The organism is Nocardiopsis sp. NPDC055824, assembly GCF_053616335.1.
Map to the genome: position 1 here is coordinate 23652 of NZ_JBSHDN010000026.1, position 24975 is coordinate 48626.

20 protein-coding genes and 3 tRNA genes are annotated in these 24975 nt (G+C 72.9%); 12 read left to right on the forward strand and 11 right to left on the reverse strand.

Annotated elements, in window-relative coordinates; all coding sequences use genetic code 11:
* Positions 1-172: 172 nt before the first annotated feature.
* Positions 173-3154 (forward strand): FAD-binding and (Fe-S)-binding domain-containing protein, encoded by a 2982-nt coding sequence (locus ACWGL3_RS08715; RefSeq protein ID WP_267945931.1) that lies wholly within the window; start codon positions 173-175, stop codon positions 3152-3154.
* A gap of 182 nt (positions 3155-3336) precedes the next feature.
* Here the strand turns inward: ACWGL3_RS08715 and ACWGL3_RS08720 are convergent, their stop codons facing one another.
* On the reverse strand, positions 3337-3864 hold the full coding sequence (locus ACWGL3_RS08720; RefSeq protein ID WP_267945930.1) for a hypothetical protein: 528 nt from the start codon (positions 3862-3864) through the stop codon (positions 3337-3339).
* A complete protein-coding gene (locus ACWGL3_RS08725) occupies positions 3861-4202 on the reverse strand; it encodes a hypothetical protein (RefSeq protein ID WP_267945929.1) in 342 nt (113 codons plus the stop codon). The genes ACWGL3_RS08720 and ACWGL3_RS08725 overlap by 4 nt, the downstream gene beginning before the upstream one ends.
* A gap of 158 nt (positions 4203-4360) precedes the next feature.
* On the opposite strand from ACWGL3_RS08725, the gene ACWGL3_RS08730 reads away from it, so the two are divergent.
* Both ACWGL3_RS08730 and ACWGL3_RS08735 read left to right on the forward strand, forming a co-directional pair.
* Positions 4361-4433: transfer RNA gene (locus ACWGL3_RS08730), tRNA-Asn, on the forward strand.
* A 186-nt stretch (positions 4434-4619) separates the two neighbouring features.
* Positions 4620-4692 (forward strand) — tRNA-Asn (locus ACWGL3_RS08735).
* Positions 4693-4916: 224 nt separating this feature from the next.
* On the opposite strand, the gene ACWGL3_RS08740 is transcribed toward ACWGL3_RS08735, so the two are convergent.
* Entirely contained in the window at positions 4917-5804 is an 888-nt protein-coding gene (locus tag ACWGL3_RS08740; RefSeq protein WP_267945928.1) for an SAM-dependent methyltransferase, read from the reverse strand.
* A gap of 617 nt (positions 5805-6421) precedes the next feature.
* Between ACWGL3_RS08740 and ACWGL3_RS08745 the strand changes: the two genes are divergently transcribed.
* Together ACWGL3_RS08745 and ACWGL3_RS08750 are read left to right on the forward strand one after the other, a co-directional pair.
* Entirely contained in the window at positions 6422-7207 is a 786-nt protein-coding gene (locus tag ACWGL3_RS08745; protein WP_267945927.1) for a RibD family protein, read from the forward strand.
* The gene (locus tag ACWGL3_RS08750; protein ID WP_267945926.1) at positions 7204-7674 is read left to right on the forward strand and encodes a cytidine/deoxycytidylate deaminase family protein; all 471 of its coding nucleotides are present in this window, start codon (positions 7204-7206) and stop codon (positions 7672-7674) included. Before ACWGL3_RS08745 ends, ACWGL3_RS08750 begins: the two co-directional genes overlap by 4 nt.
* Positions 7675-7812: 138 nt before the next feature.
* Here the strand turns inward: ACWGL3_RS08750 and ACWGL3_RS08755 are convergent, their stop codons facing one another.
* Together ACWGL3_RS08755 and ACWGL3_RS08760 are read right to left on the reverse strand one after the other, a co-directional pair.
* Complete coding sequence (locus ACWGL3_RS08755; protein WP_267950470.1) at positions 7813-10305, reverse strand: DEAD/DEAH box helicase; 2493 nt, start codon at positions 10303-10305, stop codon at positions 7813-7815.
* Between the two features lie 162 nt (positions 10306-10467).
* Complete coding sequence (locus ACWGL3_RS08760) at positions 10468-11457, reverse strand: malate dehydrogenase (protein ID WP_267945925.1); 990 nt, start codon at positions 11455-11457, stop codon at positions 10468-10470.
* Positions 11458-11718: 261 nt separating this feature from the next.
* Here ACWGL3_RS08760 and ACWGL3_RS08765 point away from each other — a divergent pair.
* Both ACWGL3_RS08765 and ACWGL3_RS08770 read left to right on the forward strand, forming a co-directional pair.
* Positions 11719-11792: transfer RNA gene (locus tag ACWGL3_RS08765), tRNA-Ile, on the forward strand.
* A gap of 913 nt (positions 11793-12705) precedes the next feature.
* Complete coding sequence (locus ACWGL3_RS08770) at positions 12706-14631, forward strand: SGNH/GDSL hydrolase family protein (RefSeq protein ID WP_267945924.1); 1926 nt, start codon at positions 12706-12708, stop codon at positions 14629-14631.
* A 9-nt stretch (positions 14632-14640) separates the two neighbouring features.
* Here ACWGL3_RS08770 and ACWGL3_RS08775 read toward each other — a convergent pair whose 3' ends face one another.
* Together ACWGL3_RS08775 and ACWGL3_RS08780 are read right to left on the reverse strand one after the other, a co-directional pair.
* Entirely contained in the window at positions 14641-15261 is a 621-nt protein-coding gene (locus ACWGL3_RS08775; protein WP_267945923.1) for a TetR/AcrR family transcriptional regulator, read from the reverse strand.
* Positions 15262-15506: 245 nt separating this feature from the next.
* The gene (locus ACWGL3_RS08780) at positions 15507-16229 is read right to left on the reverse strand and encodes a glycerophosphodiester phosphodiesterase (protein WP_267945922.1); all 723 of its coding nucleotides are present in this window, start codon (positions 16227-16229) and stop codon (positions 15507-15509) included.
* Between the two features lie 246 nt (positions 16230-16475).
* Between ACWGL3_RS08780 and ACWGL3_RS08785 the strand changes: the two genes are divergently transcribed.
* Positions 16476-17246, forward strand: a complete 771-nt coding sequence (locus tag ACWGL3_RS08785) for a DeoR/GlpR family DNA-binding transcription regulator (RefSeq protein ID WP_267945921.1) — start codon at positions 16476-16478, stop codon at positions 17244-17246.
* Positions 17247-17292: 46 nt separating this feature from the next.
* Here the strand turns inward: ACWGL3_RS08785 and ACWGL3_RS08790 are convergent, their stop codons facing one another.
* Together ACWGL3_RS08790 and ACWGL3_RS08795 are read right to left on the reverse strand one after the other, a co-directional pair.
* Positions 17293-17754 carry a VOC family protein gene (locus tag ACWGL3_RS08790; RefSeq protein WP_378551779.1) on the reverse strand — a complete coding sequence of 154 codons (462 nt, stop codon included), beginning with the start codon at positions 17752-17754 and terminating at the stop codon, positions 17293-17295.
* A gap of 54 nt (positions 17755-17808) precedes the next feature.
* A complete protein-coding gene (locus ACWGL3_RS08795) occupies positions 17809-19128 on the reverse strand; it encodes an MFS transporter (protein ID WP_267945919.1) in 1320 nt (439 codons plus the stop codon).
* A 353-nt stretch (positions 19129-19481) separates the two neighbouring features.
* On the opposite strand from ACWGL3_RS08795, the gene ACWGL3_RS08800 reads away from it, so the two are divergent.
* The gene (locus ACWGL3_RS08800; protein ID WP_267945918.1) at positions 19482-20147 is read left to right on the forward strand and encodes an HD domain-containing protein; all 666 of its coding nucleotides are present in this window, start codon (positions 19482-19484) and stop codon (positions 20145-20147) included.
* A 49-nt stretch (positions 20148-20196) separates the two neighbouring features.
* Here the strand turns inward: ACWGL3_RS08800 and ACWGL3_RS08805 are convergent, their stop codons facing one another.
* Positions 20197-20478, reverse strand: a complete 282-nt coding sequence (locus tag ACWGL3_RS08805) for a DUF4031 domain-containing protein (protein ID WP_267950469.1) — start codon at positions 20476-20478, stop codon at positions 20197-20199.
* Positions 20475-20942 (reverse strand): Lrp/AsnC family transcriptional regulator, encoded by a 468-nt coding sequence (locus ACWGL3_RS08810; protein ID WP_267945917.1) that lies wholly within the window; start codon positions 20940-20942, stop codon positions 20475-20477. The genes ACWGL3_RS08805 and ACWGL3_RS08810 overlap by 4 nt, the downstream gene beginning before the upstream one ends.
* Positions 20943-21144: 202 nt before the next feature.
* Between ACWGL3_RS08810 and ACWGL3_RS08815 the strand changes: the two genes are divergently transcribed.
* The 3 genes from ACWGL3_RS08815 (at position 21145) to ACWGL3_RS08825 (ending at position 24899) form a co-directional block, all read left to right on the forward strand.
* Positions 21145-22050, forward strand: coding sequence for a tryptophan 2,3-dioxygenase (locus tag ACWGL3_RS08815; RefSeq protein ID WP_267945916.1), 906 nt, complete (start codon positions 21145-21147; stop codon positions 22048-22050).
* A 42-nt stretch (positions 22051-22092) separates the two neighbouring features.
* Complete coding sequence (kynU, locus tag ACWGL3_RS08820; RefSeq protein ID WP_267945915.1) at positions 22093-23331, forward strand: kynureninase; 1239 nt, start codon at positions 22093-22095, stop codon at positions 23329-23331.
* Positions 23332-24029: 698 nt separating this feature from the next.
* Positions 24030-24899 carry a hypothetical protein gene (locus ACWGL3_RS08825; protein ID WP_267945914.1) on the forward strand — a complete coding sequence of 290 codons (870 nt, stop codon included), beginning with the start codon at positions 24030-24032 and terminating at the stop codon, positions 24897-24899.
* The last annotated feature ends 76 nt before the right edge of the window (positions 24900-24975 follow it).

Consider the following 24975-nt stretch of genomic DNA (forward strand, 5'->3'; position numbering starts at 1 on the left):
CCGGAGCCTGCCCTCCGTGGTCCGCCGCCCGTGTGCCGTCCCGGCCCCCTGAGGCCCCGTCCCGCCGCCGTTCCCGGCCCCCCGCGGATTCCGCCCGCAGGCCCGCCCCCGCCGACACGGATCCGCGCGGCACGGTTGCGGGGCCGCCACCGGCCGCGCCACCCTGGGCACCATGGCCGACCCGCACAGCAGTACCAGCGCCCGAACCGACGTCGCCGGACTCCGCCGCGACCTGGAGAGCAGCATCCGGGGCACGGTCTCCTTCGACGCGGGCACCCGCGCCCTCTACACGTCCGACGCCTCCAACTACCGGCGCGTCCCCCTCGCGGTGGTCGTGCCCGAGACCGTCGAGGACTGCGTGGCGGCCGTCCGCGCCTGCGCGGCGCACGGCGTACCCGTCGTCCCCAGGGGCGGCGGCACGTCCATCGCGGGCAACGCCATCGGCACCGGCGTCGTCATCGACACCTCCCGCCACCTGCGCGCCATCGAGCACATCGACCCCGAGGCCCGCACCGCCACCGTGCAGCCCGGCGTCATCCTCGACGACCTGCGCGCCGCCACCGCCGAACACGGGCTGACCTTCGCGCCCGACCCCTCCACCCACAGCCGCTGCACCATCGGCGGCATGGTCGGCAACAACGCCTGCGGCTCCCACTCCGTGGCCTGGGGGACCACCGCCGACAACATCGTCTCCCTCGACCTGCTGCTCAGCGACGGCACCCGCCTCACCGTCGGCTCCTCCGACACCGCGGAGGAGTTCGAGGCCCTCACCCGGCGGCCCGGGCGAGAGGGGGAGATCCACACCGCACTGGCCCGCCTCGTCGACGCGCACCGGGCCGAGCTGCGCACCGCCATGCCCGAGTTCCGGCGCCGCGTCTCCGGCTACGCCCTGGACCGGCTGCTCCCGGAGAAGGGCCGCAACGTCGCCGCCGCGCTCGTCGGCACCGAGGGCACCTGCGCGTTCGTCCTCGGCGCCACGGTCCGCCTCGTCGAGTCGCCGCCCGCCCGGGCCCTGGCGGTCCTCGGCTACCCGGACGCCGCCTCGGCCGCCGACGCGGTCCCCGACCTCCTCGGCCACGCCCCGCTCACCGTCGAGGGCATCAACGACCGCATGGTCGCGGCCCTGGACCTGCACGGCTCCCGCGCCCGGGTTCCCCTCCCCGAGGGCGGCGCCTGGCTCCTGGTGGAGATCGCCGGGCCGGACCCCGGCGGAGCGGCCGAGGCCGCCGACCGCATGCTCGCCGGCCTTCCCCGGGCCTCCCGCCCCCAGGACGCCGGCGTCGTCTCCGACCCGGCCCACCAGAGGGCGCTCTGGCGCATCCGCGAAGAGGGCGCCGGGCTCACCCAGCGCACCCCCGCCGGGGCGGACGCCTGGTCGGGCTGGGAGGACGCGGCGGTCCCGCCGGAGAACCTCGGCGCCTACCTGCGCGACTTCGACGCCCTCATGGAGCGCCACGGCCGGTTCGGGGTGGTCTACGGGCACTTCGGCGACGGCTGCCTCCACGTGCGCATCGACTTCGAGCTCACCCACGAGCGCGGCCGACAGGAGTACCGGGCTTTCATGGAGGAGGCCGCCGACACGGTGGTCCGGCACGGCGGGTCCCTGTCCGGCGAGCACGGCGACGGCCAGGCCCGGTCCGAACTCCTGGCCCGCATGTACCCCGAGGGGCTGATCCGCGCCTTCGGGGAGTTCAAGCGCGTCTGGGACCCCGCCGGCCTCATGAACCCCGGCATCATCGTCGACCCCCTCCCACTCGACGCCGACATCCGGGTGGCCGCCGACACCGTCCCGTCCCGGCAGGCGTCCCCGGGACGGGACGCGACACCGCTGCCGCTCCTGTCGCGGGCGACCCTGGCCTACGGCGACGACGGCGGCGACCCCGCCGGCGCGCTGCGCCGCTGCTCCGGGATCGGCAAGTGCCGCCGCCAGTCCGGACCGGGCGTCATGTGCCCCAGCTACCAGGTCACCCAGGAGGAGAAGCACTCCACACGGGGCCGCGCCCACCTGCTGTTCGAGATGGCCAGGGGCGAGGTCGTCACGGACGGGTGGCGCTCGGAGGAGGTGCGCGAGAGCCTCGACCTGTGCCTGTCCTGCAAGGGGTGCCTGAGCGACTGCCCCGTCAACGTGGACATGGCGAGCTACAAGGCCGAGTTCCTTCACCAGCACTACCGCAACCGGGTGCGCCCGGCCGCCCACTACTCGATGGGCTGGCTGCCGCTCTGGGCGAGGATGGCGGCCCTGGCCCCGGCCGAGGCCGACCGTGCCACCCGGCTGCCGGGGGTCTCCCGCCTGGCGAAGAGGGTCGCCGGCGTGGCGGCCGAGCGCGACCTGCCGTCGTTCGCCCGCACCACCTTCACCCGCGCCTTCCGCCGCCGGGCCGCCCGGGGGGAGGCGCGCCGCGGGGGGCCGAGGGTGGTCCTGTGGCCGGACACCTTCGGCAACCACATGAACCCGGGCGTGCCCGCCGCCGCCGTGCGGGTCCTGGAGGACGCCGGGTTCACCGTCGTCCTGCCCCGGGGACAGGTGTGCTGCGGCCTGACATGGGTGTCCACGGGGCAGCTCGACGTGGCGCGCGCCGTCATGCGCCGCGCGGTGCGCGCCCTGGCCCCGCTGGTCGAGGAGGGGCTGCCGGTGGTGGGGCTGGAGCCCAGCTGCACCGCGGCGCTCCGCCACGACCTGCTGGAGCTGCTGCCGGGCCCGGAGAGCGAGCGGGTGGCCGCGTCCGTGCACACCCTGGCGGGCTTCCTGGAGGAGTACGCGCCGGACTGGCAGCCGCCCCGGGTGCCGGCCTCCGCGCTGGCCCAGGTGCACTGCCACCAGCACGCGGTCATCGGGTTCGACGCCGACCGCGCGCTCATCGCCAGGGCCGGGATCGACGGGGAGGTCCTGGACTCGGGCTGCTGCGGGCTCGCGGGGGACTTCGGGTTCACGGAGGGCCGCTACGAGGTCTCCAGGGCCATCGGGGAGCGCGAGCTGCTGCCCCGGGTGCGGGAGGCCGCCCCGGAGACGCTGGTGCTCGCCGACGGCTACAGCTGCCGCACCCAGATCGCGCAGGGAACGGGGCGCAGGGCCCTGCACCTGGCAGAGGTCCTCGCCCGGGGGATCGACCGGCGCCCGTCCCGCCCCGGGGCCGCCCCGGAGGGCGCTTCCTAGGGTGTGGTCCGTGGGTGCTTTCGGCGGGCTCGGTGCTTGCGCCGATCGCCGCGAGCGGTCGCCGGGCCATCTCTCGCAAGACGAGTGGCGAAGGTCAGCCCGGGTTTGGCTGTCCGAGCGCGGTCGGCGCGGCGAGAGGCAGCCCGGCGGACGCGAGCCCGGAATGACCCGCGGACCACGTCCTAGACGCCCATCTGGTCGTGCAGGGCCGACAGCGCCCGGGAGACGGCGTCGGACAGGCGCGGGTCGTCCGGGTCGACGCCCTCGCCCAGGTGGACGCGCCAGTCCACGTCGGCGCCGCCGGGCGGACGGCGCGCCACCAGCCGGAAACCGGTGGTGGATCCGGCGCCGGGGAACGGCACGAAGCGGTTGACCAGGATGGTCGCGGTGACGCGCTCGGCGACGGTCTCCGCCAGGCGGCGGTAGTCGACGCCGTCGGCGGCCGGGTCGGAGCGCAGGCGGACCGTGTGCTCGCCCGCCCCCTCCTCCGTGAACCTGAAGGTGTCGGGGGTCCAGCTCGCCCGGTCGATGTCCTCCCAGGGCACGGCCCGCCCGCCGGGCAGGTACAGGGCGCGCGTGGTGGTGACGAGCACCTGCTCGCCGGCGTCCCGCCCGGCCGGAACGGCGACGGGCGCGTGCGCCAGCACGCGCTCGCCCCGCTCCAGCCCGGCGCGGACCCCCGCGGGGACGCCGCGGCGGAACAGTGTCACGGGCGGTCCGCCCCGTCGTCGTCGGAGCGCCCGCTCCCGGGCTGGGTGCCGTTGGACACCCTGGTCTCCCACTCGACGAGCTCGATCTCCTCGTCGGTGGGCCGGGCGAGGAAGTCGCGCAGCGACGTGATCGGCATCTTGTTGACGGTCTTGTCGTAGACGGTGCGACCCGCGTTGCCGACCTGGGCGCCGACGAGCCCGGCGACCTCCTGGACGACGGGGCTGTCCGCGACCCTGCGGGCCGTCCGTGCGAGCTGCTCGTAGCGGGCCCTGCCCGCCTTGGCGCCCAGGACGTATCCGATGGCGAGTCCGGCGACGAACGTGATCCGGTAGCGCATGGGTCCCTCTTCAGACCTTGGAGACGATCGGCGTGTTCCGTGCCTGGCACGTTACCCTGTCGCCGCTCCGCCACACGTGCCGACACCGGTCACGAGCACTCTCCGGGGGCGCTACGCTAGTGGTGTCGCCACGGCCCGCGGGTCGCGGGGGCGCACGATCCCGCGTAGCTCAATTGGCAGAGCAGCCGGCTGTTAACCGGCAGGTTATTGGTTCGAGTCCAATCGCGGGAGCGTATCGGAAAGGGCCAGTCGGAGAGATCCGGCGGGCCCTTCCCGCATGTCCGGACCCTGTGGCTGACTCCCGGCGGACGGGGCACGCGACCCGGCGCGGGAGCCCGGAAAACACGTCGCGAGCACCCCGGGGGAGGCGCTAGGCTTGTCCTGTCGCCACGGCCCGCGGGTCGCGGGGGCGCACGATCCCGCGTAGCTCAATTGGCAGAGCAGCCGGCTGTTAACCGGCAGGTCATTGGTTCGAGTCCAATCGCGGGAGCCCACACGAAGAGGGCCCCTCCCACGGGAGGGGCCCTCTTCCGTTCTACGGACCGTTCCGGGGGACCGCCGCGACGCGGTCCCCGCGGACATTCGCCGCGCGGTGTCGGGGTCGACCAAACACACGGGTCCGTCCTGGTGCTCCGCCGCCTCCCGCCCTGCGGGGCGGCCCCCTCCCGCTGCCGGGCCGGCGGCTCCAGCGCGGGACAGGGGGAGCGGAGGCGGTCAGATCCTGCCGATGCCGCCGATGATGAGCCGCCGGTTGCGCTGCGGCATCTGGTAGCAGCCCGGGACCGGCGGGGCCACGGGGAGCGTGCGCCAGCGCTGGACCTCGATCAGACCGGGTTCGGGGACCTCCCAGCCCTCGAAGAACACCTCGATCTCCTTGCGCGTGCGCCAGCGGCCCGAACCGAGCCGGTCCAGGAACACCCTCTCCAGCTGTTCGGCCCGGGAGAAGTCCTTGGGGAAGAACGACTGGTCGGGACGGCAGTAGTGGCTGAGGACCATGTGGCTGCCGGGCGCGAGGGAGTCCCGCAGGGCCGCGATGTGCTCGGCCGGGGCGTCGGCGTCGGACGTGTGCGCGACCACCCCGGTGAGCAGCAGCCCCACGGGGCGCTCCAGGTCGAGGAACGCCCGGGTCTCGGGGTCGTCCAGGAGCCTGCGCGGGGTGGTCAGGCCGGCCCGCACCGCGGTGGTGGTGTGTCCGTCGCGGAGCAGGGCCAGGTGGTGGGTCAGTACCACGGGGTCGTCGGTGGCGTAGAGCACGCGTGCGCCCGGCGCGTGCTCCTGCGCGATCTGGTGGGGGTCGCCGGGAGCGGGCAGGCCCGCGCCGACCTGGATGAACTGCCGGATTCCCTCGCTCTCGGCGAGGTGGCGGACGGCCCGTTGGAGGAAGGCGCGTTCACCCAGGACCAGGTCCTGGAAACCGGGTGCGGTGCGTTCGGCCCTGCTCGCCAGGTCGCGATCGACCTCGAAGTGGTCCTTGCCCTTGAGGTGGAAGGAACGGAGCCGTGCCAGGCTCGGACGAGCCAGGTCGACGGCGGGCGGAGGGTTGGCCCGGACGTTTTTGCCCCCCGCCTGCCTCAGGAAATCGGGGGAAGTGAATCGAGACATCGCCGTCCTCTTGTCTGAGGTGGGGAAGTTTGGTCGACCCCTGGATTCTATTCCTGGTTGACGTGGTTGTTAACCGAGTCACGGACTCGGGTGGTAAAAGACGGCGTCCGTGTGGCCCCGGGTCGACCGGGCGTGTACGTTACGGCACACTTGGGTTGGCTAGGACATATATGCGTAATGTCCTTTATGTGAGGAATCAAGGAGGATGCTCGGTCCCCACAACCCCTGCCCCGGCGGGCCAGCGGGAGGATTCCGATCCTGATGGTGCTCCGGAGGCGTGCGGGAAGGGCCCGGGGGAAGCACTGCCGCAGGCGTCCAGGGCTCCCCGGGGCCTGTCCGGGATAAGGCATTAGTACTACGAATCGACCGCCCATTTATCGTGCGTGCCCACTGCCTGCGGAAATCAACGGAGGCGGAGAAGAATACGGCACACTTCGCAAACGGATTGCGTCGTCGAAAAGAGCGCGGTGCCCGGCGGGGGCCTTCCCCCGGCGCGGGGCCCGAAACCCGATCCGCCGCCGGAACCGCCGGATGGCCTCTTCCGGCCCCGGCGGCGGCGCGGCCGCTCCCGTCGCGGCGGTGCGCCCCGGGCGCCGGCGTCTCGCTAGCCTGGGGGCATGGACCGTCCCCACACCATCCTGAGCTGCGCCATGTCGGTCGACGGGCGCATCGACGACACCACCCCGGAGCGGCTCCGCCTCTCCAACGAGGCCGACTTCGCCGAGGTGGACGAGTTGCGCGCGGGATGCGACGCGATCCTCGTGGGGGCCGGCACCCTGCGTGCGGACGACCCGCGGCTCCTCGTACGCTCCCCTGCCCTGCGCGCGCGCAGACGCGGGGAGGGCCGCACCGAGAACCTGCTCAAGGTCCTGGTCACCCGCAGCGGAGAGTTCGACCCCCGGGCCCGGTTCTTCTCCACCGGTGACGCCGGTGCGGTCGTCTACACCGGCGGGCCCGGGGTGGACGCCGCCAGGGCCGGCCTGTCCGGCAGGCCCGCCTCGGACCCGCCGGCCGAGGTCGTCGACGCCGGAAGCCCGCCCACCGCCGAGGCCGTCCTGGCCGACCTCGCGAACCGCGGGGTGGGCCGGCTGCTCGTGGAGGGCGGCGGCCACATCCACACCATGTTCCTCACGTCGGGCCTGGTGGACGAGATCCGGTTGGCGGTCGCCCCGTTCTTCGTGGGGGAGGAGGACGCGCCGCGCTTCGTCCTGCCCGGCGCCTACCCGTACTCCGCCGCCGCGCCGATGCGCCTCGTGGAGGCCAGGGCCCTGGGGGACGTCGCGGTCCTGCGCTACCGCCCCGACAACCGCGGCCCGCAGGAGAGGGAGGCCGGGGGAGGACGGGCCGGGGCGGACGGGAGCGCCGGGACGGGCGTGCCCCGGACCCGCGGGGAGGACCGGTGACCCCCGGGCCGCCGCCGGCCGCGGGCGGCGCGGACGCGCACTGGCTCCTCCGGACCGTCGAGCTGTCCCGGTCGTGCCCGCCCTCCGCCACCGCCTTCTCGGTCGGTTGCGCCGTGGTCGCCGGGGACGGCACGGTCCTGGGCGAGGGCTACTCACGCAGGGACGACCCGCGCGACCACGCCGAGGAGGCCGCGCTGCGCGGGACCGACCCCGGCGACCCCCGTCTGCGCGGGGCCACCCTCTACTCGTCGCTGGAGCCGTGCAGCTCCCGGGCCTCCCGGCCGACGGCGTGCAGCGCGCTCATCCTCACCACACCGATCCCGCGCGTGGTGTTCGCCTGGCGGGAGCCCGCCCTGTTCGTCGACTGCGACGGCGCCGAGCGGCTCCGGGCGGCGGGCAGGACCGTCGTCGAGCGCCCCGACCTCGCCCAGGGGGTCCGGGAGGTCAACGCCCACCTGCTCGGCTGACCGGGGCCGTCCACAGGCGGGGAAAGGGGCCGGTGCGGCGGTCTGCGGCGCGGTTCCCCTGTCACAAGGGGGCCTCGGCGCCGACCGGCCCCGGCGTGACCGCCGCCCGGGGGGCGACCCCGCCCGGGCCCTCGACGGTCACAGCCGGTTGACGTCCACCACGTGCACGACCGCGTAGCCCTCCGCGTCGGACGCGGCCAGGTCCACCTCCGCGCTGATGCCCCAGTCGTGGTCGCCGGCCGGGTCGGCGAAGATCTGGCGCACGCGCCACAGCCCGGTCTCCTCCTCGATGAGCAGCATCTTCGGTCCGCGCGCGTCGGGTCCGGTCCCGATCTCGTCGTGCTCGGCGAAGTACTCCTCCACGGCCTCGGCCCACTCCTCGCCGCTCCACTCGCCGTCCTGGGACAGCTTGCCCAGGTCCCCGTAGCGGCGGCGGGAGGCCAGCTCGACGCGGCGGAACATCTCGTTGCGCACCAGCACCCGGAAGGCCCGCGCGTTGGCCGTGACCGGCCGCACCTTCTCCTCGGCGGGCTCCTGCCCCTCCGGGGCCTCCTCCTCGGGGTTGGTCAGCCGCTCCCACTCGTCCAGCAGGCTGGAGTCGACCTGGCGGACCAGCTCGCCCAGCCACTCGATGAGGTCGCGCAGCTCCTCCGTCTTGGCGTCGTCGGGCACCGTCTGGTTGAGCGCCTTGTACGCGCTGGCCAGGTAGCGCAGGACCAGGCCCTCCGAGCGCGCCAGCTCGTAGTGGCCGACGTACTCGACGAAGTTCATCGCCCGCTCGTACATGTCGCGTGCCACGGTCTTGGGCCGGAGCGGGTGGTCGCCCACCCAGGGGTGGCCGCGCCGGTAGACGTCGTAGGCGTGGTGGAGGAGTTCCTCCAGCGGCTTGGGGTAGTCGACCTCCTCCAGCAGCTCCATGCGCTCGTCGTACTCGATGCCGTCCATCTTCATCTGCTGGACGGCCTCGCCGCGGGCCTTGTTGAGCTGGGCGCCGAGGATCTGCCTGGGGTCGTCCAGGGTCGACTCCACGACGGTGAGCACGTCGAGCGGGTAGGTCGGCGACTCCTTGTCCAGCAGGTCCAGCGAGGCCAGCGCGAACGTCGACAGAGGCTGGTTGAGCGCGAAGTCCGCCTGGAGGTCCACGGTGAGCCGGGCGGTGCGGCCCTGGTCGTCGGGTTCGGGCAGGGTCTCCACGATGCCGCCGTCGAGCAGCGACCGGTAGATGGCGATCGCCTCGTGGATGTGGCGGCGCTGCGCGGGCCGGTCGTCGTGGTTCTCGGTGAGCAGGTGGCGCATCGCGGTGAAGCAGTTGCCCGGGCGGGCGATCACGCTGAGCAGCATGGCGTTGCTCACCCGGAACCGCGAGGCCAGCGGCTCGGGGTCGGCCTCGATGAGCTTGTTGAAGGTCGCCTCGTCCCAGGAGACGAACCCCTCGGGCGCCTTCTTGCGCACCACCTTGCGGCGCTTCTTGGTGTCGTCGCCCGCCTTGGCCAGGGCCTTCTCGTTCTCGACGACGTGCTCGGGGGCCTGCGCCACCACGTGGCCGACCGTGTCGAACCCGGCGCGTCCCGCCCGCCCGGCGATCTGGTGGAACTCGCGGGCGCGCAGGCGGCGCACGCGCACCCCGTCGTACTTGCTGAGGGCGGTGAACAGCACGGTGCGGATGGGGACGTTCACCCCGACCCCCAGGGTGTCGGTGCCGCAGATGACCTTGAGCAGGCCCGCCTGGGCCAGCCGCTCGACCAGGCGCCGGTACTTGGGCAGCATGCCGGCGTGGTGCACGCCGATGCCGTGCCGCACGTACCGGGAGAGGTTGCGGCCGAACTTGGTCGTGAAGCGGAAGTTGCCGATCTCCGCCGCGATCGCCGCCTTCTCCTCCTTGGTGGACATGTTGATGCTGGTCAGCGACTGGGCGCGTTCGACTGCCTGCGCCTGCGTGAAGTGCACGATGTACACGGGCGCGTTGCCGTCGCGGAGCAGCTCCTCCAGCGTCTCGTGCAGCGGGGTCACCCGGTAGTCGTAGTAGAGGGGGACGGGGCGCTCGGCGGAGGCGACCACGGCCGTGGTGCGCCCGGTGCGCTTCTCCAGGTCCTCCTCGAACCGGCTGACGTCGCCCAGGGTGGCGGACATCAGCAGGAACTGCGCCTGCGGCATCTCCAACAGGGGCACCTGCCACGCCCACCCCCGGTCGGGCTCGGCGTAGAAGTGGAACTCGTCCATGACGACGGTGTCGATGTCCGCGTTCGCGCCCTCGGCGAGCGCGATCTGGGCGAGGACCTCGGCGGTGCAGCACACGATGGGGGCGTCGGCGTTGACGCTGGCGTCGCCGGTCATCATGCCGACGTTCTCGGTGCCGAAGATCTTGCACAGGTCGAAGAACTTCTCCGACACCAGCGCCTTGATGGGCGCGGTGTAGAACGCGCACTCGTCGCGGGCCAGGGCGGCGAAGAGCGCGCCCGTGGCGACCATGCTCTTACCGGAGCCGGTGGGGGTGTTGAGGATGACGTTCGACCCGGAGACGACCTCGATGAGGGCCTCCTCCTGGTGCGGGTAGAGGGTGAGGCCCCGCTCCTCGGCCCACAAAGCGAACGCCTCGAAGAGGGAGTCGGGTTCTGGTTCGGCCGGAAGCACATCGATGAGACTCACAGTCTCTATACTGCCCGCTCCCAAGTCCCCTTCGGGACGTGGCGGGCCCCCGCCGACCCGCAGCGGCGCCCCGCGCGCCCCGGCCGGCCCCTACACGGCGACGGGCACGCCCCCGTGGGAGGCGTGCCCGTCAGCGGCCCTGCGGCCCTACACGAGGCCGAGCTTCCGGACGGTGTCGCGCTCCTCGACGAGCTCGTTGACCGAGGCGTCGATGCGGGCGCGGGAGAACTCGTCGATCTCCAGGCCCTGGACGATCTCCCACTTGCCCTCGCGGGACACGACCGGGAAGGAGGAGATGAGGCCCTCGGGCACGCCGTAGGAGCCGTCGGACGGGATGGCGGCGGAGGTCCAGTCGCCCTCCGGGGTGCCGTTCACCCAGTCGAAGACGTGGTCGATGGCGGCGTTGGCGGCGGAGGCGGCCGAGGACGCGCCACGGGCCTCGATGATCGCGGCGCCGCGCTTGGCGACGGTGGGGATGAAGTCGTTCTCCAGCCAGGCCTGGTCGCCGACGGCCTTGGCGGCGTTGCCGCCGCCGACCTCGGCGTTGAACAGGTCCGGGTACTGGGTGGCGGAGTGGTTGCCCCAGATGGTGAGCTTCTTGATGTCGTTGATCGACACGCCGAGCTTCTTGGCGAGCTGGGTGAGCGCGCGGTTGTGGTCGAGGCGGGTCATCGCGGTGAAGCGCTCGGCCGGGACGTCCGGGGCGTTGCTCTGGGCGATGAGGGCGTTGGTGTTGGCCGGGTTGCCGACCACGAGTACCCGGATGTCGTCGGCGGCGCCGGCGTTGATCGCCTCGCCCTGGGGCTTGAAGATGCCGCCGTTGGCCTGGAGCAGGTCGCCGCGCTCCATGCCCTTGCCGCGCGGCCGGGCGCCGACCAGCAGGCCGACGTTGGCACCCTCGAAGGCCTTGGTGGCGTCGTCGAAGATGTCGATGCCCTGGAGCAGGGGGAAGGCGCAGTCGTCGAGCTCCATCGCGGTGCCCTCGGCGGCCTTGACGGCCTGCGGGATCTCCAGCAGACGCAGCTTCACCGGGGTGTCGGCGCCGAGCAGCTGGCCGGACGCGATCCGGAACAGGAGGGCGTATCCGATCTGGCCGGCGGCGCCGGTGACGGTGACGTTGACGGGTGCTTTGGACATGGCGTGAACTCTCCTGACGACGATGTGCGACCCGCGATGTTACCAACGGGTCATACGCGGCGTCGGTGCCGGGCGCTGGGGTCCGTCCAGTCGCGCGCCGCACTCCACCACCCTAGACCGAGCCCCCTCGGGGCCCGGGACCCAGGTGCGGTGTTCGCGGCGCGCCCGCGCACCCGGTCCCAGCAGGGCCTGTCCTGTAACGGATTTACGGCGCGGAAACGCCGGACACACCCTGTTAGGATGACGTTTGCCGACGACGGCGGGCCGGTAGCTCAGTTGGTTAGAGCAGGGGACTCATAATCCCTGGGTCGCGGGTTCGAGTCCTGCCCGGCCTACCCCCTCCAGGCACACCAAAAGCGCCGCCGACCTGCGGATACAGGCCAGCGGCGCTTTCTTGTGCCCTACGGTCGGCTACGGACTTCCACGGTTCCGTCCGGTGGCCGCGCCGAATACGCGTGGAAGTTTCGGGCCTCGGAAGTCGTCGAACCCGGTCCCGGCCCCGTCCAAGTACCTCGCGTAAATCCGAAGTAGGACATCAAGGCCGCGTCCGTCCTATTCTGCTACTTGTGGGGGATTAGTCCCTGTATTGGCCGTGTGATCCTCCCAGTGCCCCGGAGGGGCGTGCGGCGGGTGCGCCGGTCCCTCCCGTCCCGGCCGCCCCGTGTGCCGGTTCCGGGCTCCCGAGAGCCCCATGGGTCGGGGTGCGTCCGGTGGTGGCGGGTTTCGTGGGGAGGAGTGCCGAAGATCCCGGTATCCTCGGTGGCGGTAATGCCGAGGTGCGGCCATCGGGGCGCTCGTCGGGGTCGGCCGGTCCGTGACCCGCCGGTCCCCGTTCGCGGGTCCGGGCCCCTCCGCCCTCGGCCGGTGGAGAACCCCTTCGTCCGCAGGGGGTGGGGGCGGACCCGTGTCCGCCCTGGTGAACTTCGTGGACTTTCGGCGCGTATGTCTTATTCATACGGATTCCTCTGCGTACCGTTCGGAGAGGGGCCGTCCGGTCCTGTCGTCCGTCCGTCCGGCCGCCGGGCGGGCGTCGTGCGAGACGGGGAACCCCTGTGTTCCCCCGGACTCCGGACCGCCCGGAAGTGCCCACAGACGCGGTCCGGAACATGCTCCGAACGACCGTGTGAGCGGGGACGGCTCGTCTAAACTGGCGGCCGTTCGGGGCGCAGAGGTGTCCCACGTCTCACAACCACCGTGCTCCCGGCGTCGTCCGACACGTCGGTGGAACTTCATCGGGAAGGGCGAGCGTTGGGCGCTGATGGGACCGGGGGGCGCGGCGCGCACCGCCGCAGACGTGACGACCTCGCCCCGCACCTGCTCCGCGGCGCGGCGGCAGCCCTCGTGGCGACGGTCCTCGTGACCGCCTTCTACGTCGTGACCTCGCGTGACGGGGACGCGGGCGTCCAGGACCGGCAGGAGCAGGCGGCGCCCCGGGCCATCGGCACCCCCTTCGCCAGCCTCGTGGACGAGATCGGCATCTCCCGGGACAACTCCGCCGCCAACGTCGACCTCGACGGCGCGGGCCACAGCCTCTCCTCGCAGGCCCTGGCCGCCGCCGGGTGGACTCCCGGCCGCGAGGTGGTCCTCCTGGGCACCGAGCTCGAGCTCCCCGACTACGCCCCCGGGCGCCCCGACCACGTGGTCTCGGACGGCCAGCTGCTCCGGTTGGACGAGGACCGCTACGGATCGCTCACCTTCCTGGCCACCGCCACGCGGATCGGCGGCGCCGGTGGCGGCCCCGCGGTCCACGGAACGGGCCGCGTGGTCTACACGGACGGCACGGAGCAGGAGTTCGTCCTCTCCGTCCCCGACTGGGTCGAGGGACCCGCGGGGGACGCGGCGCTCTCGCTGCCCTACGCCAACTCCGCCGGCGTCGGCGGACCGAGCCCCACCCTCGGCTCCGTGCGCCTGTACGCGCGCAGCGTGCCCGTCGACCCGGCCCGGGAGGTCTCCCACGTGGTCCTGCCGCGGGTGGACGGGGACGGGGGCCGCCTGCACCTGTTCTCCGTGGACGGCCGCCCCTCCTCCGGCTGGACCGGCTCCTGGGCGCGGGCCACCTCCGGGTACCTGGAGGTCGGCCCCTGGCAGGACCAGACCCTGCGCCTGTCGGTCCGCACCACCGCCGGAGGGCACGTCGCCAGGATCCGCCTCGACAACACCTTCGCCGCGGAGCCCGTCACGGTGGGCGCCGCCTCGCTGGCGCTGCAGGGGGACGCCGCCGGCACGCGCGGGGCCGCGGTCCCCCTCACCTTCGACGGACGCGCCGACACCGTCATCCCGGCGGGCGGACAGGTGTTCAGCGACCCGGTGGAGATCCTCCTGCCGCCGCACACCGACGTCCTGGTGAGCTTCCACCTCCCCGAACTGGTGACCGCGGCCCCCGTGCACTACGCCGCGGTGGACACCAACTACAGCAGCGAGCCGGGCAGCGGCGACCAGACGCTCGACACCACCGGGGCGCCGTTCACCGGGCGTGTGGCGCAGTGGCCTTTCCTGACCGGTATCGAGGTCGCCGACGGGCCCGGCGCGATCGTGGCCTTCGGCGACTCCCTCACCGACGGGACGCGGTCCACCCGCGACGCCCACAGCCGCTGGCCGGACGTGCTGAGCACACGCCTCGCGGCACAGCCCGGTGTGCTCAACCCCGGTGTGCTCAACGTCGGCGTGGCCGGGAACCACGTGGTCACCGACGGGTACCCGGGGGAGGGGGTGTCCACCAACCCCAGCGGGGTCGCCATGGTCCACCGGGTCCAGAGGGACGTGTTCGCGCAGAGCGGCGTGGAGACCGTGGTCGTCTTCGCGGGGATCAACGACCTGCGCTGGGGCACCTCCCCGGACGCGGTGATCAGCGGGCTCGGCCAGATCGCCCGGCTGGCCGAGGCGCGCGGCGTCCGGGTGTTCGTGGCCACGCTCGGTCCCTGCGGGGGGGAGCGGCGCTGCACTCCGGAGGTCGAGCAGGCACGGCAGCAGGTCAACGCCTACCTGCGCACGCAGATCGGTGACCCGGCGTCGCCGTTCGACGGGGTGTGGGACTTCGACGCGGTCCTGCGCGACCCGGCCGACCCTGCCCGCCTCCTGCCCGCCTACGACTCCGGTGACCACATCCACCCCGGGGACGCGGGACTGCGGGCGCTGGCCGAGTCGGTGGACCTCCAGCAGCTCGTCGGCGGGTGAGCCCGCCCCTCACCTGGGGGAGCCCAGGTGGTGGTGGACGACCAGGTCCACGTAGACGGCGCCGAGGCCGTCCAGGCTCAGCCCCGCATCCGGGTCGTACCAGTACAGGAGCGAGTCGAGGGTCTCCAGCACCTCGTCGGCGGCCCGGCCGGGGTCGCGTACGGCGAAGGCGCCCGCGGCCGCGCCGTCCTCGATGATCCCGCGCATGTGCTCCCGGTAGAGGCGCAGGAGGGAGCCGACCTCCCTGTGGCGCGCGGGGTGGACGGCCCGCAGCACCGGCAGCAGCTCGTGTGCCAGGGCTGACGCGGCCCGGTGCCGCCAGCCGGTCTCCACATGGCGTCTGACCAGCGAGGCCATGCGTTCGACGGCGGGCAGGTCCGGCCGGTCCGCGGCCAGCTGGCCGTCGACCCGCTCGTGTGCGGACCTGAGCACGACGGCGTAGGCCAGGTCGGTGCGGGTGGGGAACGCCCTGCGGAGGGAGGCCGTGTCCGCCCCGGTCTCCAGGGCGATGCGGCGGATCAGCTCGGACACGCCCGGTCCGCGCGAGCCGTGCCGGGCGAAGAGGCGCGCGGCACAGTCCAGGACCGGGGCGGCGGCTCGGAGCGCGCGGGGCGAGGTGTGGGCCGTCATAGGGGTTCTCGTCGTCGGGAGGGCGCAGGGAAGGAGAGGGGTGCGCGGTCTTCACCCGAGGGGCCATCGCTTTCCAGGGTATCCGCGGGGTGGCCGGAAGCGGCGTGGAACGGCGGAACCCGACGGGGCGGGGAACGGCCGCGGGCGCCGAGCCCCCGCGGGCACGGCGGCCACGCGCCGGAACGGCCCCCGGCGGGCTCCGGGAACGTGCCCTCCCGCCCGCGCCCGCGACCGGGGCCCGGGGCTCAGACGGCCCCGACCGCCGTCGCCCCTCCCCGGCCCCGACCGCTCGTCAGCGACACGAGGTCGGCGATCCGCTCCGTGGCGAGCGCGTCGACGCCCATGCCGATCAGACGCGCCATCTCCGGGAACTCGTTCACGGCCCAGGCCGTGACGCGATACCCGAAGCGGTGCATCTCGTCGACCGCTTCCCGGGTCACGAGCGTGTGGTGCGCGCCCAGGAACTCCGGTCCCAGGGCGCGGACGGCCTCGTCCGGAGGCATGTCCGGCTGCTCCCAGACCGCCAGGAGCCGGGCGCCGGGGCTCTTGGCCCGGAGCGCGCCGAGGGTCTCGGCCGAACCGGTGAAGAGCACCTGGTCGCCGAACCCGCGTTCGCGCAGGAGCGTGTCCGCGGCCAGCGCGGCCCTCGGCGTGTCCGCGCCGACGAGCAGGGGCGGGGGCCCGTGGGCGCCGAACTCGGCCAGGACCTCCATCAGGGTGGGTATGCGCCGTTCCACGTCGTCGCGCACCCCGGCGAGTTCTGCCAGGGTGAGTCCGTCCACGGGGCGGGGCGGGGAACCGGGAAGGGCCACGAGTCGTTCGTCGACCAGGACGGAGTAGCCGTCCGAGGTCAGGTGGACGTCGATCTTGACCAGATCGGCCCCGGCGCGCCAGGCTGAACGCAGGGCCGGGAGCGTGTTGCCCGGGAAGCGGGCGGTGTCTCCGCGCAGTGCGATGGACAGCGTCATGCGGTCAAGGGTGGCAAATTCCGCCGTCCCACGTGGCGCAAACAGGAAAAACATCCACCAAGAAGGTCCGCGGCGGCGGTGGCCCGGGCCCGCCCCGGCCGGAGCGGCCGGGCCCCTTCGCCGCGATTGCGAGAGGACTCACGTCCGGAGAGCACCGTTCCGGGCGCGATGAGCTGGGAAACTTTGTTACATGGCGTCGTGATCGCACGGTGTCCCCATGGCCGGCCCCCGAGTGTGAGGCGAACGATGATCCCGGACCAGCGACGAGAGCACATCCTGAAGCTCCTCCAGGAGCGTCACGTGCTGAGTATCAACGAGCTCACGTCGATGCTGTCCGTGTCCCACATGACGGTCCGGCGCGACATCCAGGCGCTGGAGAACGACGGCAAGGTCCTGTCCGTCACCGGTGGGGTACGGCTCGCGGCGCGGCTCAAGAGCGAACCCTCCTACCTGGCCAAGGCCCAGCTGGAGGTCCCCGCCAAGCGCGCCATCGCGCGCGCCGCCGCGGAGCTGGTCAGAGAGAACTTCACCATCTACCTGGACGCGGGGACGACCACGCTCCAGATGGTGCCGCTGCTCACCGACAAGGTCGGCCTGACGGTCATCACCAGCGACTTCAACGTGGTCGGGCACCTGATGGAGTACCCGGGGATCGAACTGATCCACACCGGCGGCGTCGTCTCGCACTCCGACCACTCCTCGGTCGGCCGGTTCACCGCCGACTTCCTGCGGCAGGTGAACGTGGACCTGGCCTTCATCGCCAGCAGCTCGTGGGACGTCGACCGCGGCTCGACCACGCCCTCCGAGGCCAAGGTGGTCGCCAAGCAGGCGCTGCTGCGGATCGCCTCCAAGAGCGTGCTCACCGTCGACAGCACCAAGTACGGCAAGTTCGGCACCTTCAGGGTGGCCAGCCTGGAGGAGTTCGACCTGATCATCACGGACGACCGGCTCCCGCGCTCGGCCGTGGACGAGCTGGGCGAGCGCGACGTGCGCCTCAAGCTGGTCGAGACCGACTGACAGGGCCTTCCCGTGTGCCGGGAGGGACGGAGCCGGCGGGGGCGGATCAGTCCTCGTCGGCGTCCAGCTCCGCGGGGCAGAACAGCCCGAGCTCGGTGCCGTCCGGGTCGTAGAACAGCAGGGTGGAGCCCTCCTCGCGGTGCATGACGGGGGAGTGCTCCACGTCCATGTCCGCGAACCGCTCCTCCCACGCCTCCAGCTCACCGAGGTTGTCGACGCCCAGGGTGAGCCGGTCCAGGCCGCAGTGCCTGCGGTCGAACCGGTTCTTGAAGTTGTCGCGGTGTTGGATGAGGGCGACCATCAGGCCCGACGCGGGGTGACGGCACTCGCTGCGCAGTGTGCCGTCGTGGTCGCGTCGTCCGAGCACCTTGAAACCCAGGACGGAGCGGTAGAAGCGCACGCTCTCGTCGCGGTCCCGCACGGAGAGGGTGACGCGGGCGAGCCCGTTGAGCTGTGGCACGGGCACCTCTTTGCGCCGGGGATTGATGCTGGTCAGTAGTTCGAGCACGGTCCACAAGCCTAGGTGGGTGTGTAGGGGGACGGACCCCTCTTTAACGCGGGCTTAACGCCCGATGTTCCCAGGATCACCCGGCTCCGCGAGCGGCGCCGCACGGGTCCCCGCCGAGGGGGCGGCGGAGGGTTTCGCTCCGGCCCCCGGCTCGTCCCGTGCCTCGCCGGTCCGCGCGTACCAGCGGGCCCGCATCACCAGGACGGCGACGGCGAAGGAGACCAGTCCGCCGAGCGTGGCCAGGGCGAACGCCCCCTGGTGGCCGTACGCGTCGGCGACGGCGCCCGAGACCACGGACCCCAGGGCCTGGCCGAGGATCAGGCTGCTCAGGACGACGGCCATCGACTGGGAGAGGCGGCTGGGCGGGGCGGCCCGCTCGATGAGCCCGAAGAGGCTCACGATGTGCGGGCCGATCGCCGCGCCCAGCACGAAGACGGCCACCGCGAGCGTGGCCGGCCCGTGGTCCAGGTACAGGGGCAGGCTGAGCACGAACAGGCCCCCGGCCGCGACCCGCGTCCGGGCGGTCAGGGAGAACCCGGCGGGCAGGGAGGCCATCAGCAGCCCGGCCGCCGCGCTGCTGGCGCCCATCACCGCGTACATCAGGCCGGACAGGTCCCCGTACCCCGAGGCCGCCGCGAACGCGGTCACGCCGGTGGACATGCCGCCGAAGAACAGCCCCTGGCAGAACATGGGGGCGGTGAGCACGAGCAGGGCGGGGGTGGCGATCCGGCCCTCCGAGCCGCGCACCGGCGGCGTCCCTGCCGGGGCGGTCCGGTGGAGGGCGAACACGGCCCCGAACACGCCGATGAGAGCGGCGGCGCCCAGCACGCCGGCCGACGGGGAGAGGGTCACGGTGAGCACGCCCACGAGGGCGGGGCCGAGGACGAACGCGGCCTCGTCGAGTACGCCCTCGACCGACATGGCGGCCGACACCGAGCGCTCCCGTTCCGCGCCCCGGTCGGGTCCCCGGCGGATCAGCACCACCCACCGGGTCCTGGCCATGGGCCCCATCTGGGGCAGGCACATGCCCGTGACCGCGGCCAGCGCCGCGAGGGCGGGGGTCGGGGTCCCGGACCGGACCGCGAGGACCAGCAGGACGATCAGGACGGCGTCGACCAGCGCCATGACGAGCACGGGGGTCCGCTGCCCGTGCCGGTCGGCGAAGCGGGCGATGACCGGGCCGCCGACGGCCTCGCCGAGGGCGAAGGCGCCGGCCACCGCTCCGGCGGCCGCCACACTGCCGGTGGTGGCGGTGACGAGGGTGAGCATGCCGATCAGGGCCATGGAGATGGGCAGGCGGGCCAGGAAACTGGCGAGGAGCAGCGGCCACCCGGCGATCCGGTGCATCCGCCGCAGTGTCTCGATGGGTGACATCCCGACCCCGTCCCGCTCGTGGTTCCCGCTCCCCGGATTCCAGCACGGCGGTCCTGCGCGGGCCATCAGTGGAGACGACAAAATTCATCCCATGATATGGCCGAGAATCGTCGTGATGCCCGGTTGCGCACCGGGTGTCCGCGGGTTCCGGCCGGTGGCGGGGCCGCCCCGGCACGGACGCCGGGGAGCCCCGCTGCGAGGCCGTGGACCCGGTGCTCGTGCACCGGTCCGCCGTCCCCGCCCCCGGGGCACGGACGGCGGACGCGTCCGACATCTGATCCGGCCGGGTGGCGACGCGCCCGGGTGGGAAGGACCGGGAGTGTCCGAGGTACCCGCGTGAACGGTGAGAGACCTTGCCACTGAACGAGGAGGAGGCGGTCCTGCTGGCCGCCGCCTGGCGGAGGCTGGCCGGGGGCGGTCCCGAGGCGGCCGCGGTCGGGGCGGAGCTCCTGGACCGCTGGAACGAGCCGCACCGCCGCTACCACACGCTCCTGCACCTGTGGGAGACGCTCCGCGCCGTCGACGTCCTCCAGGAGGAGGCGCGCGACGCCGACTGCGTCCGCTACGCGGTCTGGTTCCACGACGCGGTGTACGAGGGGCGCCCCGGCCGGGACGAGGAGGAGAGCGCCGAGCTCGCCGGGCGCCTGCTGTCCCTGATCGGCGTGGAGCCCGGGCGGGTCCGCGAGGCGGTGCGCCTGGTGGGTGTGACCGCGGCGCACCGCCCCGAGGAGGGGGACGCGGACGGCGCGGTCGTCTGCGACGCCGACCTGTCGGTCCTGGGCGCGCCGGCCGACGAGTACCTCGCCTACACGGCGGCGGTCAGGGCCGAGTACCGCCATGTCCCCGACCGGGTGTTCCGCGAGGGCCGCACCGCGGTCCTGCGGTCCCTGCTGAACGGGCCCCACCTGTTCCACACGTCGTTCGGCCGCGAGCACTGGGAGGCCGGGGCCCGGGCCAACATGCTCGCCGAACTCGACCGGCTGGCGTCGCCGGCGCCCCTGGACGCCCCGCCGCCCTGACCCTCCCGCACCCGGGGAGGGGGAGCCGTGCGCCTCCCCGGGCGGGCCCTCACGGCCGCCCGCCCACCCTGGGGGCCTTGCGCCGCCGGAGCCCCGCCGCGCGCAGACGGGTGACCAGCTCGCGCCCGGTCACGTGCGCGGCGCCCAGCTCCAGCGCACGGGCGTGCAGGTGGCCCGGGATGTCGTAGTGGTCGCGGTCGAACGCCCGCGGGTCCACCCCCATGGCGCGGGCGAAGGCGTGCAGTTCGTCGAAGGAGCTGTCGCTCACCAGGTGCGCGAAGAGCAGGCCGCGCGGCCCGGGCCAGACCGCGGAGTCGATGAGGACGCTCATGGCGTACGGGGCGCGCTGACGGCCCGCCACGGGACCGGGCTGGACATGACCATGGTGCTGGAGGGGCGACCGTGCTCGGCGAGCTTGTCGATGACCTCCTCGAAGTGCTCCATCGAGCGGACCGCGATGAGCAGGACGCAGCAGTCGTCGCCGGTCACCCGGTGCACCTGCAGGATCTCGGGCAGCTCCAGCGAGGAGCCCTCCCGCAGCAGGCAGTGCGCGCCGAAGCACTCCATCCGGACCAGGGCGGTCACCGGGAGCCCGGCGGCGGCCGGGTCGACGTGCGCGTGGTAGCCGGTGATCACCCCGCGGTCGGTGAGGCGGCGGACGCGGTCGGCGACGGCGGGCGCCGACAGGTTGACCCTGCGGGACAGCTCGTTGAAGGACAGCCGCCCGTCCTGCTGGAGTTCGGAGAGGATGCGCTGGTCGACGCCGTCCAGCGGGGTTGCCAGTCGTGAGGCCATGCTTTGCGTTCCCAAGGTCGAAGCTCGTTAACCATGACGAATGCTAGGCCAATGCCCGACTTGCGTGTTCGTCGGCCATTCCTTTCGCGGTTGTGTCTGCCCGATGATGTGACCTCACGTACACGGTGCCGTGTGCCGGGGCGGTTCCCCGCGCCGCGCGGTGCCCGCACAGCCGCTCAAGCAGTACCGACAAGGGGTCGTCATGCTCTCCACCGCCGCCCAGCAGTGTCCGTTCGCCCCCGGCGAGGACGCGGAAGGGGCCGAGGCGGCCCGGGCGCGCCGGGCCGCGACCGACGGGGGGCGGCCGACGCTCTCCTTCGAGAAGAACACCCCTTACGTCGACTACGTCGGGATCGACACCCTGCTCGGCCTCCGGAGACCGCGCACCGCCGAGCCGGCCGAGTCCGCGTTCATCATCGCCACCCAGGTGATGGAGCTGCTCTTCGCGCTGGTCCAGGAGCGCTGGGAGGCGGCCCGCGACGCGCTGGAGGCGGACGACGTGCCCGGCGCGCTGGCGTGGCTGCGCCGGGCGTGCAACGCTCAGGACGTGCTCAACGACTCCTGGGGCCTGCTCGGGGACATGACCCCCACCGAGTTCAACCGCTTCCGCGACTCCTTCGGCGAGGCCTCCGGGTTCCAGTCCTACGGCTACCGCAAGCTGGAGTTCCTGCTCGGCAACAAGTCGGCCGCCATGATCCGGCCGCACAAGGCCATGGCCGGAGTGGCGGACCAGCTCAGGGCCGTACTGGAGAGTCCCGGCCTCTACGACGCCGCGCTGCGCCTGCTCCACCGCCGCGGCCTCCCGGTGCCCGCCGACCGCGTCGAGCGGGACTGGACACAGGACTACGAGCCCAGCGACGGGGTCGAGGCGGCGTGGACGGCCGTCTACGCCGACGACGCGCCCGGGAACGACCTGTTCCTGCTGGCCGAGGCGCTGCTCGACGTCGCCGAGAGGGTGACGCGGTGGCGCCACCGCCACCTCGTGGCCGTCAAGCGGACGATGGGCGGCAAGCCCGGCAGCGGGGGTTCCAGCGGCCTCACCTGGCTGGCGCGCAACGCCGAGCAGGACGTCTTCCCCGAGCTGTGGTCCCTCCGCAGCTCCGTCTGACCAGTACGCCGCGCCCCGCGCACGAGCAGGAAGCAGGAACCGATGACGCCCACCACCCGTGAGGACTGCGTCGCGCTCGACGCCGCCGACCCCCTCGCCGCGTTCCGTGAGGAGTTCGTCCTCCCCGAGGGCGTGATCTACCTGGACGGCAACTCCCTGGGCGCGCTGCCGCGCTCCACCCCGGGCCGGGTGGCCGACATGATCGAGCGCGAGTGGGGCCGGGACCTCATCCGAAGCTGGAACGACGCGGGCTGGTGGGACAAGCCGCGCACCCTGGGCGCCAAGGTCGCGCCGCTGGTCGGCGCCGCCGCGGACGAGGTCGTCGTCGGCGACGGCACCTCCGCCAACCTCTTCAAGGTCCTGGTCGCGGCGCTGCGGATGTCCGACCGCTCCGTCGTGCTGGGCGAGGCCGGCAACTTCCCCACCGACCTGTACGTGGCCGAGGGCGCGGTCGCGCTGGCCGGGGCCGTCCAGCGCAGGGTGGACCCCGACGGTCCCGGGCTGGAGGCCGCACTGGCCGGGGGCGACGTCGCCGTCCTGCTGCTCAGCCACGTGGACTACCGCAGCGGGACCCTGCGCGACATGCCCGGCATCACCCGCCTGGCCCACGAGAACGGGGCCCTGGTGGTGTGGGACCTGTGCCACAGCGTCGGCGCGGTCCCGGTGGACCTGTCGGGCAGCGGGGCCGACTTCGCGGTCGGGTGCACCTACAAGTACCTCAACGCCGGTCCGGGCGCCCCCGCGTTCCTGTACGCGGCCCGGCGCCACCACGCGGTGGCCGAGCAGCCCGTCAGCGGATGGCACGGGCACGCCCGCCCGTTCGACTTCTCGGGCGACTACGAGCCCGCGCCGGGGGTCTCGCGCTTCCTCAGCGGGTCGCAGCCGCTGGTCGCGGACGCGGCGCTGGAGGCCTCCCTGGACGTGTGGGCCGAGGCCGACCTGGCCCAGGTGCGAGCCAAGAGCCTGGCGATGACCGACCTGTTCCTCTCCCGGGCGGCGCAGGCGGGGATCTCCTCCATCACCCCGTCCGAGCACGCCCGGCGCGGGAGCCAGGTGGCGCTGGTGGAGCCCGAGGAGGGCGCGGGGTACGCGATCGTGCAGGCGCTCATCGCGCGCGGGGTGATCGGTGACTTCCGGGCCCCCGACGTCATGCGGTTCGGGTTCACGCCCCTGTACCTGCGCCACGTCGACGTGTGGGACGCCGCGACAGCCCTGGTCGAGGTCGTCGGGACGGGCGAGTGGCGCCAGGAGCGCTTCGCCAGGCGCGGCCAGGTCACGTGACCCCTTCTTGACACTCCGGACGGGCAACCGTCCGGAGTTCTCTTTGCCCGGAGGGGAGAGGCCCCCGTCGCCGCTGACCCCCGCCCGGGACGGGCATTGCTCGGCCTTGACCGCGCCGCCCCCGACCGCACCGCGGGACCTCGGCGCGTGGACCGTGACCTTTTCGGCCCGTACACGGCCTCCCGTCCCACCTCTCACGCTTCGTGTCAACTCGGGCGAGTGTATGACGCGGGCCACGGAACGGTCCCTCCGCCTTCTCCGCATACGTCCGAGAACCCCTGTCCGGCAGGGGTTCTCGCGTTCCAGGGGTCCTTTCCCAGGGCACTGCGATACGTATACGGGTAAACACGTGCTGTCATTTTACCTGGAAGGCTTGCACACTTTGCTTAAACCTGGGTTAGTGTCCTCGTGATCGCTTCGTTATGAGTCTTTAGCGAGTCGATGCCGAGCCCTTGACCGGCCGAGTGCCGCAAGGGAGTCGAGACCCTCACCGGGAATCGGGCGGCGCGTATCCACGCGCTCACGCCGGAGGACCACCGAATTCCATCGGTGCTCCCGTTCCCGCCCGCCACTCGCCGCCAGCGACGCGGGAGATCCCTGACATGACGCCCTCGCGGGGCGCACCGAGCGTGCCCGCGTGTTCTGGAGCGTCGTGCCCACGGTCTTCTCGGCCCTGTCGTCAACCTGGCCATTAATTTATGAGCAACGAAACTCCCATTCAGCACGGCGAAGTCACCGCGACCTACTTCTGGGACGACGGTTCCGGCATCAACGGGGACACCGGTGCACCCGCGGGCGGAGAGCCCATGCAGAAGGGGCTGTTCTCCAGCCCCAGCTGGCCGCTCGGCACCGAGGGCTACATCGTCTACGAGGGCGAGGAGTACGAGTTCTTCATCGGTGACCGCGGTCCCGGGGAGCCCTCTGCGGACTGCGACGTTCTGCTCGACATCGACGGCAAGACCTTCGCCGACATGATGGGCACGAGCTTCGACGAGAACTCCCTGACCGTCGGCGGCGGCAACGGCCACGCCGAGGTCGAGTACTACATCACCGAGTGGGGCGACGGGAACGGCACCGAGGGCGCCCCGCACCCCTTCCAGGAGCCCGGCAACAAGTGTGAGGACGCCGTCTCCCCCCTCCCCGAGGAGAAGACCGAGGAGGAGCCGAAGGAGGAGACCGCGAAGGAGACCTCCGAGGACGGCGCCGACCAGGCCGCCAAGGAGGAGGAGCAGGCGAAGGAGCAGGAGCAGTCCGAGGACGCGGCCGCGGCCGAGGGCCAGGACGGGAACGGCGACGGCGGCGTGACCGCCGAGACCGCCGCGAACGACCTCTCCGGAGCCGAGCTCACCGGTGCGGACGGCGTGATGAGCGGCACGGGTCTGCTGACCCTGGCCATCATCCCGGCGATCCTGATCGCGCTGTTCTTCGCCTGGACCCGCCGTCCGGCCGGCCAGCACGCCGGTGCGGCCGACAGCGAGGGCAAGGGTCTGATGGCCGAGAGCGACGGGCGCCACAGCCTGGGCTCCACGCTCAGCACCCTGTTCGACAAGCTGCGCGGCAACAAGTAGCGCGCAGGGCGTCCTCCGGGACCTCCCGGTCCCCCGACCGGTACCGGCCCGAGGCCGGACGCCTTCGCAGGAGCGG

Bases quoted from the DNA above. Each gene is read 5' to 3' on its own strand.
- ACWGL3_RS08760 (WP_267945925.1), bottom strand. From the start codon at position 11,457: ATGTCCAAAGCACCCGTCAACGTCACCGTCACCGGCGCCGCCGGCCAG.
- ACWGL3_RS08725 (WP_267945929.1), bottom strand. From the start codon at position 4,202: ATGCGCTACCGGATCACGTTCGTCGCCGGACTCGCCATCGGATACGTC.
- ACWGL3_RS08785 (WP_267945921.1), top strand. From the start codon at position 16,476: ATGATCCCGGACCAGCGACGAGAGCACATCCTGAAGCTCCTCCAGGAG.
- ACWGL3_RS08745 (WP_267945927.1), top strand. From the start codon at position 6,422: ATGGACCGTCCCCACACCATCCTGAGCTGCGCCATGTCGGTCGACGGG.
- ACWGL3_RS08825 (WP_267945914.1), top strand. From the start codon at position 24,030: ATGAGCAACGAAACTCCCATTCAGCACGGCGAAGTCACCGCGACCTAC.
- ACWGL3_RS08780 (WP_267945922.1), bottom strand. From the start codon at position 16,229: ATGACGCTGTCCATCGCACTGCGCGGAGACACCGCCCGCTTCCCGGGC.
- kynU (WP_267945915.1), top strand. From the start codon at position 22,093: ATGACGCCCACCACCCGTGAGGACTGCGTCGCGCTCGACGCCGCCGAC.
- ACWGL3_RS08775 (WP_267945923.1), bottom strand. From the start codon at position 15,261: ATGACGGCCCACACCTCGCCCCGCGCGCTCCGAGCCGCCGCCCCGGTC.
- ACWGL3_RS08805 (WP_267950469.1), bottom strand. From the start codon at position 20,478: ATGAGCGTCCTCATCGACTCCGCGGTCTGGCCCGGGCCGCGCGGCCTG.
- ACWGL3_RS08715 (WP_267945931.1), top strand. From the start codon at position 173: ATGGCCGACCCGCACAGCAGTACCAGCGCCCGAACCGACGTCGCCGGA.
- ACWGL3_RS08810 (WP_267945917.1), bottom strand. From the start codon at position 20,942: ATGGCCTCACGACTGGCAACCCCGCTGGACGGCGTCGACCAGCGCATC.
- ACWGL3_RS08795 (WP_267945919.1), bottom strand. From the start codon at position 19,128: ATGTCACCCATCGAGACACTGCGGCGGATGCACCGGATCGCCGGGTGG.
- ACWGL3_RS08740 (WP_267945928.1), bottom strand. From the start codon at position 5,804: ATGTCTCGATTCACTTCCCCCGATTTCCTGAGGCAGGCGGGGGGCAAA.
- ACWGL3_RS08815 (WP_267945916.1), top strand. From the start codon at position 21,145: ATGCTCTCCACCGCCGCCCAGCAGTGTCCGTTCGCCCCCGGCGAGGAC.